Origin of the sequence: Proteiniclasticum sp. C24MP (genome assembly GCF_043951855.1) — a bacterium.
Classification (GTDB): Bacteria; Bacillota; Clostridia; order Clostridiales; family Clostridiaceae; genus Proteiniclasticum.
The window spans coordinates 1-13,571 of the sequence record NZ_JBINJW010000004.1; the positions used below are offsets into that span (position 1 = coordinate 1).

Sequence of the window (13,571 nt, forward strand, 5' to 3'; positions counted from 1 at the left end):
GTAGTAATAATATAATTTAGGGGTGATGCCATGCTCAGGTTTTTAGATGCGGGAGAATCACATGGTCCTGGACTGTGCGCAGTTCTGGAAGGACTTCCTGCCAATTTCACCATTTCTAAAGAAAAGATCAATGAGGAACTAGCAAGAAGACAGAAGGGCTACGGTCGCGGCGATAGAATGAAGCTTGAAAAAGATCAGGTGGAAATCATTTCCGGAATGGCTGAGGGAAAGACCACAGGTGCGCCTGTGACCATACTCATTCGAAACAGAGACCATGACAACTGGAAAGATAAAGATCCAAAGGAAACCTTCGTCTCCGTGCCAAGACCCGGACATGCGGACCTCACCGGAGAGTTCAAATACGGAACGGGAAACCTTCGAAACAGCATAGAAAGAAGCTCCGCCAGGGAGACGGCCATTCGGACTGCCGTGGGGGCGATATGCAGACAGATTCTGGAGGAGCTGGGTGTAAGGATCCGCTCCAAGGTCCAGACGCTCTATGGAATCAACGATTCCTTCTGCGACCTCTTTGATGACGGCCTTTATGAGAAGATCCAGAAGAGCCCCATGAGAGTACTGCGCAATGAAGAAGCCTTCATGACGTTGGTGGACAGCGCAAAGCGCCAGGGAGACACTTTGGGCGGATGGGTCTATGCATCGGTGGAAGGGGTCATGCGAGGCCTGGGATCCTTCATGCACTATGACAGAAGACTGGATGCATCCCTTGCGGGTGCAGTCATGTCCATTCAAGGAGTGAAAGAGGTTTCCATCGGCAATCCCTTCCTGAACTTCACAGGATATACATATCATGACGGTATACTTTATGAGGACGGGGCGCTGAGAAGAGCCTCCAACCACGCCGGTGGCATTGAAGGGGGTATCAGTAACGGTGAAAACATCGATGTGTACTGTTATATGAAGCCCATACCCAGCATCCTTCTAAAGCTTCCTTCGGTGGATCTCAAGGAAAAGAAGAACACGGATTCCAGATACGAGAGAAGCGATGTGACGGCAGTGGTTCCACTTTCCATTGTCCTTGAGAATGTGCTGGCCTTTGAGCTGCTGAGGGAGATACTGGAGACCTTCTCCAGAGACAATAAGGAAGAGCTTGTGGCAGCCATCAGAATACGAGAAAAACGTTTAGGAGAATACAATGAGCAGATTATTGATAATTGACGGAAACAGTATCATGAACAGAGCCTTTTATGCAAACCCCAAGTTCATCACGTCCAAGGGGATGCATACAGGAGCCATCTATGGCTTCATCAATATGATGATGAAGATCAAAGGGGATCTTTCCCCGGACTACATCGTCTGCGCCTTTGACAGAAAGGCACCTACCTTCAGACATCTGGAATATGATGACTACAAGGCAGGAAGAAAGAAAATGCCGGAAGAGCTGGCTATGCAGTTTCCTGTCATGAAGGAAGTGCTGCAGCACATGGCTGTGGACATTCTGGAAATCGACGGATTCGAGGCGGATGATGTCATCGGTACGCTTTCTCTCAAAGCGGAGAAAGAGGGGGATGAAGTCTATGTCCTCTCCGGAGACAAGGATACCCTGCAGCTGGCATCGGACAAGACAAAGGTCGTCATCACCAAGAAAGGTGTCAGTGTGGTGGATGTCTATGACAGAGAAAAGTTCATAGAGGAATACGGCATCACCCCCACGCAGTTCATTGATGTGAAGGGCCTCATGGGCGATGCCTCGGACAACATCAAGGGGGTTCCCGGCATCGGAGAAAAGACCGCATTCAAACTGATCAAGGAATACGGCTCCATAGAAAACACCATCGAGAATGCGGAAAACATCACCATGAAGAAGGTGAGAGAAAATCTCATCGCCCATGCCGAGGATGCCATCTTCTCTAAGAAGCTGGCCACCATCATCCGTGATGTGCAGGTGGAGATGGACATGGACAGGCTTCGAAGCTCTGACGCCTATGATGTCAATGAGCTGAGAAGGCTGTTTTCCGAGCTCGAATTCCGGACGCTTCTGGCGAAGCTTTCTGATGCGCCTGCAGAAGATGCGCCGAAGAAAGAAGCGGAAAAAGTGGACTTCACGGAAGTGGAGCATCCGGAAGACCTGGAAGAAGCACTGCTTACACTGAAGAAAGAGGTCGGATTGGATCAGCCTGTGGCCATCTATTTCGATGTGCATCATGCACCGAAGCTTTCGGAAAGAGAAATGAACTGGATGGTTCTTTCTTCAAAGGAAAAGCATCTCTATATCCATACCAGAAACATATTCGCTTCCGAGAAAGCGCTGGATGTTCTGAAGCGCTTCCTGGAGGATGAGCATCTTCCAAAGATCTCCTATGACATCAAAGACGGACTGACCATTTTCAAGAGACTGGGCATGGAACCGAAGAACATCAGCTTTGATGTGAACCTGGCTGCCTATCTTCTGGAACCCACAGACGGAAAGCTGACGCTGAAGGATCTGACATTGAAGAATCTTCCGGAAGCGGCGGTTCCCGAAGGAAAAGACGGAGAGGTCTATCTTGCCTCAAAACTCTTTGAGCTCTATGAGAAATTCGCAAGGGAAATGGAAGAGACAGAGCTCAATGAGCTGTATTACGAAGTGGAGCTTCCGCTCACAAGGATTCTCTCGGATATGGAAATCGAGGGATTCAATGTCAATGAGGATCTTCTGGATGAAATGACCGTGACCTTCAAGGAAGACATCGATCAGTTGGAGAAGGAGATCTATGACCTGGCAGGGGAAGCGTTCAACATCAATTCTCCGAAGCAGCTGGGCACCATATTATTTGAAAGACTGGACCTGCCTGTGATCAAGAAGACCAAGACAGGCTATTCCACCAATATAGATGTGCTGGAAGCACTGAAAGACAAGCACCCCATCATCGAAAAGGTGATGCAGTTTAGAACCGTCACCAAGATCTACAGCACCTATATCGTAGGGCTGAAGTCTGCCATTGACGGTGATGGAAGAATCCATTCCACCTTCAATCAGACCCTGGCCACCACAGGAAGGCTTTCCAGCACGGACCCGAACCTGCAGAATATTCCCATCAGGCATGAAATGGGCAGAGCGGTGAGAAAAGTCTTCATTCCACATGATGAGGACTCCATACTTCTTTCCTGTGACTACAGCCAGATCGAGCTCAGGGTGCTGGCTCATATCTCTGGAGACGAGAAGATGATTGAAGCCTACAATGGAGACATCGACATCCACACAAAGACCGCATCGGAAGTCTTCGGCGTACCATTTGAAGAGGTGAGCTATGCGCTTCGAAGCAGTGCCAAGGCCGTCAATTTCGGCATCATCTACGGCATGTCTGATTTCAGCCTGTCTCAGGACCTGGGCATTTCCAGAAAAGAAGCCAAGGAATACATGGAAATCTACTTCTCCAGATATCCCAAGGTCAAAGAGTATCTGGACAACATCGTTCTGGAAGCCAAGGAAAAGGGCTTTGTGAGAACCATCATGAACAGAAGAAGATACATTCCTGAAATCAGTCAGAGAAACAAGATCGTTCAGGCCGCCGGTGTCCGTCTTGCCATGAACAGCCCCATCCAGGGCAGTGCTGCGGATATCATGAAGATGGCCATGGTGAAGGTCTATGAGGCACTGAAAGAGAAGAAGCTCAGATCCAGTCTCATCCTTCAGGTCCACGATGAACTGATCCTGAACACCAGAAAGGATGAACTGGAGATTGTGAAGAAACTGGTGAAGGAAGAAATGGAAAATGCGGTGAAGCTGAAGGTGAAACTCCAGGCGGAAGAGTCTGTGGGAGAAACCTGGTTTGAAGCGTAGGTGATGCCATGGTGAAGATCGGACTCACAGGAGGCATTGCCACCGGGAAGACCACCATCTCGAAATATCTTGCTTCTTTAGGCATAAAGGTCATTGATGCGGATCTCATCGCAAGGGAAGTGCTCGATCTATATCCCGAGATTCTGTCGTACCTGAGAAGAACTTACGGGGACCGTGTCTTTTCTGATGGGAAACTGGATAGAAAGGCGCTGGGCAGAATCGTTTTTCAGAACAAGGAAGCGCTTTCCAGGTATCTTCAGGTGATCATGCCGAGAATCCGGCAGGAAATCGAAAAGAGGCTGGAAAAATCGGAGGAAGAGTTTATTATTTTAGACGCACCGCTGCTTTTTGAAGAAGGGTTCCAGAAGGATGTGGACCTGACCATCACCGTGTATGCACAGAAGAAGGTGCAGCTTGAGAGACTGAAGAAGCGCGACGGTTTTACGGAAGAAGAGGCAAGAAGACGGATCAGTGCCCAGATGGATCTCAAAGACAAGATGGATCGTTCCACCTATGTGCTGAACAACAGTGGACGTATCGAGGATACCATACTGGACCTTCATGCGATTCTTGATAAGATAGGATTTAAAGATGAAAAGAAAGATAAAGAAAAGAAATAGAGGAATTCGGAGGCTCAGCGTCCTCCTCAGCCTTCTTCTGCTCTTGTCGGCAGGAGCCTATGTGCTCTATGGACGACTTTTTCCCATGGATCATGAGGAGAAGGTCACAGCCTATGCAGAGGAGTATGGAGTGGATCCGTTTCTTGTGTACGCAGTGATTCACACGGAGTCAAGATTCATAGAAGATGCGGTTTCTCCGGCAGGGGCCATCGGGCTTATGCAGGTGACGCCGGATACCGGAGCCTTCATAGCAGACAGGCTGAAGATGCCTTCCTTTACCGAAGAGATGCTGAAGGACCCCGATACCAACATCAGAATGGGCACGTACTATCTCAGCTATCTCAAGGAGAACTTTCCTCGGGTGGAGACGCAGCTTGCAGCGTATAATGCGGGACCGAACCGCGTGGCGGCATGGCTTCAGGATGAGGGCATCTCCGATGGGGAAATCCTTACGAATATTCCTTTCGAGGAAACCAGAAACTATGTGGAGCGTGTCCTGCAGAGAGAGAAGATCTACAGGATTCTCTATTTCTACAAATGACCACCGAACTGAAAACCATGGATTACATGAACAGCAATAAAAGACAGGCATCTGCCGGGAAGAGTTCATCTTCCTGCACAGATGCCTGTTTCATTTTTTCTTGTTTCTTCTATTGATGTTTCGGGTCACATAGTCACGTTCTATCTTCCGTTGTCGTCTTTCAGGGCTGTTTTGATGAGTTTCAGCACGCTGCCCGCATTTCCGTAGTTCAGTGTACCGAAACGGTAGATCTTCACAGAGGCAAAGGCTGTGAAAACAGCTGTGAGAAGAAGGATCCCGTAGGACAGCACCACGGTGAACATGGATACACTGGTGATGGCGTATCTCACGAACATGACCATGAAGGAAGTGAACGGGAAGTAGGAGGCGATCTTCAGTATGATGCTCTCATTGGAAAGTCCCAGACTGAACATGGCGATGAAGTAGGCGGCCATGACGAACATGGTCACAAGGGTGGTAGCGGACGGTACGTCCTCCACCTTGGTCATGAGGGCTCCGATGCCCGCATAGACGAAGAGGAAGAGGAAGTAGCCTGTGAAAGCGAAGATGAAGTAGACCAGAAGGAGCTTCGGATCCACATTCATATTGAGAAAATCAAGGATCTCCTCATCGTAGCTCCTGTAGTTCAGCCTGTAGCCTACAAAGAGGGTCACGCCCATGAAAAGTGCCTGGATGATCCCGGCTGTGCCGGAAGCCAGCACCTTTCCGATGATCAGGCTGTTGGAATCGGAGCTTGTGATGAGAATTTCCATGGTGCGGTCGCTCTTTTCTCTGGCCACGTAGGTGGCCACATTGTTTCCGTAGAACATGATCATCATGAAAGTAAGCATGATGAGGATGTAGACCACCCAGTAGTTGTTCTTCACATCTTTTCCGAGCACGATGGGTTCCTCCTGGCTGATGGTGATGCCGCTCATGATGTTTCGTATGGCTTCCACATCGTGTCCGCCTTCCTGAAGAGCCAGGTCCTCATTTACGAGGCGAAGGGCTGAATCCATGAGGAAGTCACCGCCGGAATACATGGCCACATTGTTCACCACGCTGACATATTCCGTGGCGGATTTCAGGATATATCCTGTGCTTACAGTTTCATCCAGTACCGCTTCCTTCAGTTCCTCTTCACTGTCATAAGGGAGAAGCGTCACTCCTGGCAGCTTTTCCTCCAGAAGGGACAGGTTGAATTCTTCGGCTTCATTATAGATGCCGAAGGTGCCGTCTTCCATGATGCCTTCTTCACCCGTGTCCGCTCCACCCATCATGGACTGGATGGTGGGAATGGTCGTAACCACAAGGATCAGTGCGCAGATGATTACGGTTGTGACGATATAGGCCTTCTTTTTCAGAAGACTCCCAAGCTCAAAGAGATAGACTGTTTTCAGGTTTCTCATGATTTATCACCTGCCGTTTCCACGAATATTTCGGTGAGGGAAGGAAGATAAGGGGAGAAGCTTGTGACTTCCACGCCTGCCTCCAGGAGTTTCCTCATGATCACCGAAGGATTGTCTTCTCCGGGTATATGAACGATGTAGGAGGTTTTGTCTTCTCTGATGTGGGTTTCTCCGAAAGGAGAAAGTGCTTTCATCAGCATGGGTTCATCCGCCTTGTCTGCGGACATGCGTATGCGGTTCTTGCCTCTTTCCACTTTGATTCTGCTGAGGTTTCCCGTCAGAACGATTTCACCCTGATTGATGAGGGTGATTTCATCACAGAACTCTTCCACATAAGACATCTGATGACTGGAGAAGATCACCAGCTTGTTTTCGCTGATGAGTTCCACAATGATGTCCTTGAGAACCATGGAATTCACCGGGTCCAGTCCGCTGAAGGGTTCATCCAGAATGACAATGTCGGGGTTGGTCACAAGAGACTGCACGATCTGGATCTTCTGCTGATTTCCCTTGGATAGGGTTTCCAGTTTTTTCTTCTTGTAGGCGGAGAGGTCCACGCGATCCAGCCAGTAGTCGATGTTTCTCCGAAGCTCGTTCTTGTCTCCGCCTCGAAGCTTGCCGAAATATTCCAGCTGGTGGGCGATCTCCTCTTTGGGATACATGCCTCTTTCCTCGGGCAGATAGCCTACTTTGTAGTCTTCCGGTCTGAAGATTTTTCCGTCCAGGATGAATTCCCCCTGGTCCTGTCTGAAAACACCCATGAGCGCACGCAGAGTAGTGGTCTTACCGGCACCGTTTCTCCCGAGAAAACCCATGGCTTTTCCGCTTTCCACCTCAAAAGAGATGTCTTTCAGGATCTTCACGTCGGAAAAACTCTTGTGTATGTTTTTCACTTCAAGTTTCATAGTATTCTCCTTGTTTAGAACTGATTCTACCTTGTTACTTACGTAACAATATATCTTACTGCTATAGGATTGTCAACTGTTTCTCCTCTGCGTTGCAGTCAGGCAGCTTCAGTACACTGTAAAAGGGAAGAAGTGTGTATGGGAAGGGGTGGTGCAGAAGAACCATGTCTTCAGATGAATCTTTTCTGCAAAAGAAAAGAAGAGACAGAACCTCTTCTTTCATAAGTGATTATTTGCTATCCAGATCGTCTTCATTCTTAATGGACCATGCAAGCACTTCTTTCCCTTTTTCAATCTGCCTCATGACGTCAGCGGGAGAAGTTCCTCCGAAGGAGCTTCTTCTCAGGATGCAGGCACTGCTACTAAGATCCGGGAGCATAATGCCATCTAGCCGATCATCGATATCCGGAAGGACCTCATCTTTCAGCGTCATCAGCGTTTCACCGGTCTTTTCACAATACTTGACAATGGCACCGACCAGTTCATGGGAAGTGCGGAAGGGAACACCCTGGGTCACCAGATATTCTGCAAGATCCGTGGCAGCCAGGAAGCCTTTGTCCATATGTTTCTTGATGCTTTCTTCTTTGAATGTGGTATTCTCCAGCATCTGGGTAAAAATCACGGCACTGGTCTTTACGGTCTTCACCGTATCAAAGAGTGCTTCCTTGTCTTCCTGGAAATCCTTGTTGAAGGCCATGGGCAGACCCTTCAGAACCGTGAGCAGGCCCATGAGATGTCCATAGACTCGGCCGGTTTTACCACGAATGAGTTCAGGAATATCCGGATTCTTCTTCTGCGGCATGATGCTGCTGCCTGTGCAGAATCCGTCATCGATTTCAATGAAGCTGAATTCCTGCGCATTCCAGAGAATGAATTCTTCTGAGAGTCTGCTCAGGTGGGCCATGAATAGGGAAGAGACACTCATGAATTCCACGATGAAATCACGATCGGCCACTGTATCCATGGCATTTTCCGTCACCGCCTGAAAGCCCAGAAGATCCGCTGTATAGACACGGTCAATGGGAATGGTGGTGCCCGCCAGAGCGCAGGCGCCTAGTGGATTATAGTCTGTTCTTTTGTAGCAGTCCTTCAGTCTTTCCAGGTCTCTTTTAAACTGCTGGAAGTAGGCCATGAGATGAAATCCCACAGTTACAGGCTGTGCGTGCTGAAGATGGGTGAAGCCGGGCATGAGCATCTCTTTGTGGCTTTCCGCCTTTTCCATCAGGGTCTTCAGCAGCACCTGAATGATTTCAAAGAGCTCTTCCATCTCCTCTTTCAGGTAGAGTCTTACATCCAGTATCACCTGATCGTTACGGCTTCTGGCGGTGTGAAGCTTTCTGCCCACATCTCCGATTTCTCTGATCAGCTGGCTTTCGATGGCCATGTGGATGTCTTCATCTTCGTAGGTGAAGGTAAGATTCCCTTCTTCGATCTTCTTTTCGATTTTCTTGAGACCATTCATGATCTGTTCCAGTTCTTCTTCCTTCAGATGTCCCATTTTAGAAAGCATCTTCGCATGCGCGATGCTTCCTCTGATGTCCTGCTTATACAGTGCGATATCAAAGGTGATGGAAGCGTTGAATTCTTCCACCATCTGATCCATCTGCTTCTGGAATCTTGAACCCCATAGATTTTTCAAAATATTTTCCTCCTAGAATTTCTTGTGCTTAGGCCGCTTCGCTGTAGTTCACATCACTGACCTTGATGCCTTTGTATTTGGATGTGATGAGATACAGGGTCACCAAGAGGGCAAAGGAGACCACAACAGACAGTGCACTTCCGGTGATGCCAGCCAGGAGATAGCCGATGAAGGAAGCTGTTCCGTTCATGAGCGCATAAGGCAGCTGTGTCTTCACATGGTCCACATGATCGCAGCCTGCACCGGATGAGGCGAGAATCGTCGTATCCGATATCGGGGAGCAGTGGTCTCCGAACATTCCGCCTGCCAGGACTGCACCGATGGATGCATAGATGGGTGCACCTAAAGCCACGGACATGGGAATGACAAGGGGCATCAGGATCGCATAGGTTCCCCAGGAGCTTCCTGTGGCGAAGGACAATACTGCGCCGATCAGGAAGGTCACGGCTGGAATCAGGAATGCGGGCAGGTTGCCGTCTGTGATGCCGATGATATAGGATGAGGTGCCAAGTTCTTTACTGACGGCACTTAAGGACCATGCCAGAACCAGTATGATTGCCACATTCATCATCTTGGCCATACCGCCCAGGTAGATGCTGAAGGTTTCTTCAAAGGACTTCACCTTGTAATAGACCATCATGGCAATAAGCACTGCAGCTGCCAGAAGGTATCCGGTGCTTAAGGCACCTCTGAATGCGCTTCCGGGCACCTGAGTGAAAGGGAAGCCAAGTGGTGCAAGAATCCCGAAGAGAGTGACGAACAGTACGAATAAAGGAACGAAAATCAGGGAAGACTTGCTTTCCTTCGCATCCGCAGTATCTGTCTTTCTCATGGGCTTGGATGTCTTCCAGTATTTTTCGCCGGTCTCCTGTACTCTCTTTTCCGCTTTGGCCATGGCACTGAATTCATATCCGGTGAAGGCTATGAGTGGAACAAATAGTACTGCCAGAATGGAATAGATGTTGAACGGAATGGACTTTATGAATGCGGTCCAGTCGGATTCAGTGATGCCGAGGAGTTCATACTCCTTCTGGATGAGACCCATGATGTAGACGCCCCATCCGATGAAAGGAACAAGGACTGCCACAGGAGAAGCTGTGGAATCGATGATGTAGGCCAGCTTTTCCTTGGACACCTTCAGCTTGTCAAAGAGAGGCTCGAAGATAGGTCCTACGATAAGCGGGGTACCAAGGTCTGAAAAAAATACAATGATTCCGCCGATCCATGCCGCCATCTGCACTTTGGCTCTGGATTTGATGACCTTGGATGCACGGCTGGCAAAAGCAAGAGCGCCACCGGATTTTTCCATCAGGGCGATGAACCCGCCGATGAAGACCAGAAGCACCAGTACACCAGCGTTATAGGAATCCTGCAGCTGTCCGAAGAGATAGGTCTGAATGGTTTCGGTCAATGCAGTGATCGGGTTGTAGTTCACAAGGATCATTACCCCTGTGAGCACACTGGCAAAAAGAGCAAGGACCACATTTTTGTATTTGATTGCAATTGTTACAGCCAGGATTACTGGAATAACGGATAAAAAACCATAATCTGTCATAATTCATTTCCTCCATATTTTTATTCTTGTTTTCGATGATTTTTTAAAAGCCTTCTGCAGAAGGAGAAATAACTGGTCATTCTCCGTGTCCTCCTATGAATAAATATTTATGCAATAAATGCACTATTTATTCATAATAATAGGCTTCGATGAGGAAGTCAACCCCTTTAATTGCAACAATTTATTGTTATACGTTTTCATTATCAAAATAAATTTTGTTATGAATATTCAAATTCAGTGGGAGTAATATAAGGGTGGATTTCATAGCACGATAATAAGAGGAAAAGAAAACATCCCTTCGAGGAGAAGCTGAGCTTTCTCCTTGAAGGGATGTTGTGGTTCAATTTTAGATCAGTCAGAGGAGAGAGGGAGAAGTCCTTCTGTCATCATGACAAGGGCTGAATGGGCCTTGAGAGACACTTTCTTCTGTTCAGTACGCCAGAGACACGCTGTTCCTGCCTGGAACTTGTCCACCAGGACATCCCAGCTGGCTTTGGGAAGTGTGATTTCCTGATCGGAATCACTTCCATTGAAGGCAACAAGGAAGGTCTGATTGTCATAGGGGTCTTTCAGGATATAGCTGACCACATTGGCACTTTTCAGTTTCAGTGGCGCTTTTCTTTCTCTTGTATAAAATAGGATATTCTCTTCAATCTCTTCCTGGGTTCTCATTCTGAAAGCTTTGTATTTCTTTCTTAATGAAATGAGGCCCTTATAGTAGTTCACCATGTCGATGTTTCTGCTCTTCAGATCCCAGTGCAGCGCATTGATGGAATCAGGAGAACGGTAGGAGTTATGGTCACCGTACTTGGTTCTCAGAAACTCTGCACCTGCATGGATGAAGGGAACGCCCTGACTTGTCAGCACGATGGCATTGGCAAGTTTCGCCATGTCTTTGATGGTTTCAGCGCTTTTTCCTTTATTCACTTCCACGAGCTTGTCATGAAGCGTCAGGTTGTCATGGGCTGAAACGTAATTGATGCTCTGGCCTGGATTCTCCGCCCAGGGAAAATCAGTGTACATGATGTCATCGTAGTTGATATCCTTATGCTTCACAGCACCTGCGATACCGAACTTCACGGATTCTTCCTGACCGGCTCCACTGACGAATCCGCCCCGGTGATTAAAGAAGACATGTCCCTTGACGCCATCTCTGAAATCATCGTTGAATGCACCGATGCCGGGCGTCTGGCTGATGTTTTTCTTCACCAGTCTCTTTTCTTCTGCCAGTGGACTTTCTCCACCGGTCCAGCCTTCTCCGTAGAGAATGATGTCCGGTTTGATTTTCCTTAGCGCTTTTTCGATTTCCAGCATGGTCTGTGTATCATGAATGCCCATGAGATCGAATCTGAATCCGTCGATCTTATATTCCTTGACCCAATGGGTAAGAGAGTCGATCATGAACTTTCTCATCATGGGTCTTTCCGATGCCGTCTCATTTCCGCAGGCGGAGGCATCGGTGAAGCTTCCATCTGCACTTCTGTGATAGTAGAGCGGTACGGATTTGTGAAAATTGGACAGAAGGCTGTCGGAGGTGTGATTGTAGACCACGTCCATGATGACGCCCATGCCGTTTTTATGAAGTCCCATGATGAGACTCTTGAGCTCTGTGATTCTTGCTTTGGGATTTGCGGCATCACTGGAGTAGGAGCCTTCCGGTACATTGTAGTTCAGAGGGTCATATCCCCAGTTGTACTGGCCTTCATCCTTGGATTCATCCAGGCAGTTGTAATCGAAGACCGGCAGAAGCTGCACATGGGTGATGCCCAGTTCTTTCAGATGATCGATGCCTGTGGCATGGCCCTTCTCGTTTTTCGTGCCCTCTTCCACAAAGCCCAGATACTTTCCTTTTGCAGCTGCGCCTGAATCATGGTGGATGGTCATATCACGTACATGGACTTCATAGACCACAGCGTCCACAGGGTTTTCCAGTTCTGGTGCTTCGTGGTAACGGAATCCTTCCGGATCGGTGGTTCGAAGATCCAGAATACATCCTTTTTCTCCATTGAGGCTGACGGAGGTGACGTAGGGACCGGGTGTATAAGTCTTCTCACCCTGGTGGTCCACTTCAAGCAGATAGTAAAGACCATCGGCAAGAGCCGAAATGGAGAGACTGTAGGTTCCTTTGACATCCTTTTCCATGGGGTAGATGAAGAGAGGGGTCAAATCTTCCGCATTCTGATAAAGAAGAAGATTCACCTTGCTTGCAACAGGTGCCCAGAATTTCAGTCTGATTCCTTCCACACCATAAGTAAGACCCAGATCATCACCATCGTAGATCAGGTTCGCCATAAAATAATCGGAGTCGTAGAACTCCGTAAGTTTTCTGAAATCCGGCAGGATCTGGGGAATCTGGATCTGTTCTCGCTGGAGAACGTCCAGTTCATTCTGCGTATTGTTTTCCATCTATTTAATCGTTCCTTTATCAATCATTGAATCTGAAAAGCTTCCTATTAAGTCTGTTTATTAATTGTCAAAATATCACAATCCAAATTCTAGGTTCATGATAACTGATTCAGTTTTTCGATACAAGGGGAATCCCTATAAAAATAAATAAATTATGAATTTTCTTCTCTGAGATATGTACAACTAAAGTTTCGCAATGGAGAAGTACATTCATTGACAGATTAGAGGGAGAATCCCATGGGGTATTGGGGTTCAGGCAAATGGAGCGAAAACTGAAAAAAGCTGCAGGGTGAAGAGCAGGAGTACGCTTTCGTCATTGAAATCCTGCGGACACATTTTAGAATATTTTCCTTGACTATTATCTTATCTGAAGTTAGAATAATACATGTGATTAAAAGCAGGCAGATGTGGCGGAATGGCAGACGCACTATCTTGAGGGGGTAGCGGGCAACAGCTCGTATGGGTTCAAGTCCCATCATCTGCACCATTTAATCATTTTAAACTGAATATGCAGATGTGGCGAAATTGGCAGACGCACTAGACTTAGGATCTAGCGCCGAGAGGCGTGGGGGTTCGACTCCCTTCATCTGCACCAATGGAAAGAAACTCTTTGTGAAAGCAATGGGTTTTTTTGTTTTTTAGGATGATTTTTTTCGCGAGCCAGAAGCATAACCAGAAACTTAAAAGGATAGAGAAGCATCATCCACGATGCCTCTCTATCCTTTTTCAACTTCTG

At 47.8% G+C, this 13,571-nt stretch carries 9 protein-coding genes and 2 tRNA genes; 6 read left to right on the forward strand and 5 right to left on the reverse strand.

The genetic code is table 11. From position 1 onward, the window contains the following. The first annotated feature begins 30 nt into the window (after positions 1 to 30). From aroC to ACHAL6_RS04940, 4 genes are read left to right on the forward strand one after another with little or no spacing between them, the layout of a single operon-like run. Positions 31 to 1,176 (forward strand): chorismate synthase, encoded by a 1,146-nt coding sequence (aroC, locus tag ACHAL6_RS04925; RefSeq protein WP_395269131.1) that lies wholly within the window; start codon positions 31 to 33, stop codon positions 1,174 to 1,176. Beyond that, positions 1,154 to 3,781: a DNA polymerase I gene (gene polA / locus ACHAL6_RS04930; protein WP_395269132.1), complete on the forward strand. Its 2,628-nt coding sequence runs from the start codon at positions 1,154 to 1,156 to the stop codon at positions 3,779 to 3,781. The genes aroC and polA overlap by 23 nt, the downstream gene beginning before the upstream one ends. A gap of 8 nt (positions 3,782 to 3,789) precedes the next feature. Further along, a complete protein-coding gene (gene coaE, locus ACHAL6_RS04935) occupies positions 3,790 to 4,401 on the forward strand; it encodes a dephospho-CoA kinase (protein WP_395269133.1) in 612 nt (203 codons plus the stop codon). Continuing rightward, positions 4,373 to 4,942, forward strand: a complete 570-nt coding sequence (locus tag ACHAL6_RS04940; RefSeq protein WP_395269134.1) for a lytic transglycosylase domain-containing protein — start codon at positions 4,373 to 4,375, stop codon at positions 4,940 to 4,942. Before coaE ends, ACHAL6_RS04940 begins: the two co-directional genes overlap by 29 nt. Before the next feature lie 140 nt (positions 4,943 to 5,082). Here ACHAL6_RS04940 and ACHAL6_RS04945 read toward each other — a convergent pair whose 3' ends face one another. The 5 genes from ACHAL6_RS04945 to pulA all read right to left on the reverse strand — a co-directional run bounded on the left by ACHAL6_RS04945 (position 5,083) and on the right by pulA (position 12,835). Next, complete coding sequence (locus tag ACHAL6_RS04945) at positions 5,083 to 6,330, reverse strand: ABC transporter permease (protein ID WP_395269135.1); 1,248 nt, start codon at positions 6,328 to 6,330, stop codon at positions 5,083 to 5,085. Then, positions 6,327 to 7,235, reverse strand: coding sequence for an ABC transporter ATP-binding protein (locus ACHAL6_RS04950; RefSeq protein WP_395269136.1), 909 nt, complete (start codon positions 7,233 to 7,235; stop codon positions 6,327 to 6,329). Before ACHAL6_RS04950 ends, ACHAL6_RS04945 begins: the two co-directional genes overlap by 4 nt. A gap of 229 nt (positions 7,236 to 7,464) precedes the next feature. After that, positions 7,465 to 8,874, reverse strand: a complete 1,410-nt coding sequence (gene argH, locus ACHAL6_RS04955; RefSeq protein WP_395269137.1) for an argininosuccinate lyase — start codon at positions 8,872 to 8,874, stop codon at positions 7,465 to 7,467. A gap of 28 nt (positions 8,875 to 8,902) precedes the next feature. Beyond that, a complete protein-coding gene (locus tag ACHAL6_RS04960) occupies positions 8,903 to 10,429 on the reverse strand; it encodes a Na+/H+ antiporter NhaC family protein (protein WP_395269138.1) in 1,527 nt (508 codons plus the stop codon). 351 nt (positions 10,430 to 10,780) lie between these two features. Next, positions 10,781 to 12,835, reverse strand: coding sequence for a type I pullulanase (pulA, locus tag ACHAL6_RS04965; protein WP_395269139.1), 2,055 nt, complete (start codon positions 12,833 to 12,835; stop codon positions 10,781 to 10,783). 401 nt (positions 12,836 to 13,236) lie between these two features. Here pulA and ACHAL6_RS04970 point away from each other — a divergent pair. After that, positions 13,237 to 13,322: transfer RNA gene (locus ACHAL6_RS04970), tRNA-Leu, on the forward strand. A 23-nt stretch (positions 13,323 to 13,345) separates the two neighbouring features. Then, positions 13,346 to 13,430, forward strand: a tRNA-Leu gene (locus tag ACHAL6_RS04975). The last annotated feature ends 141 nt before the right edge of the window (positions 13,431 to 13,571 follow it).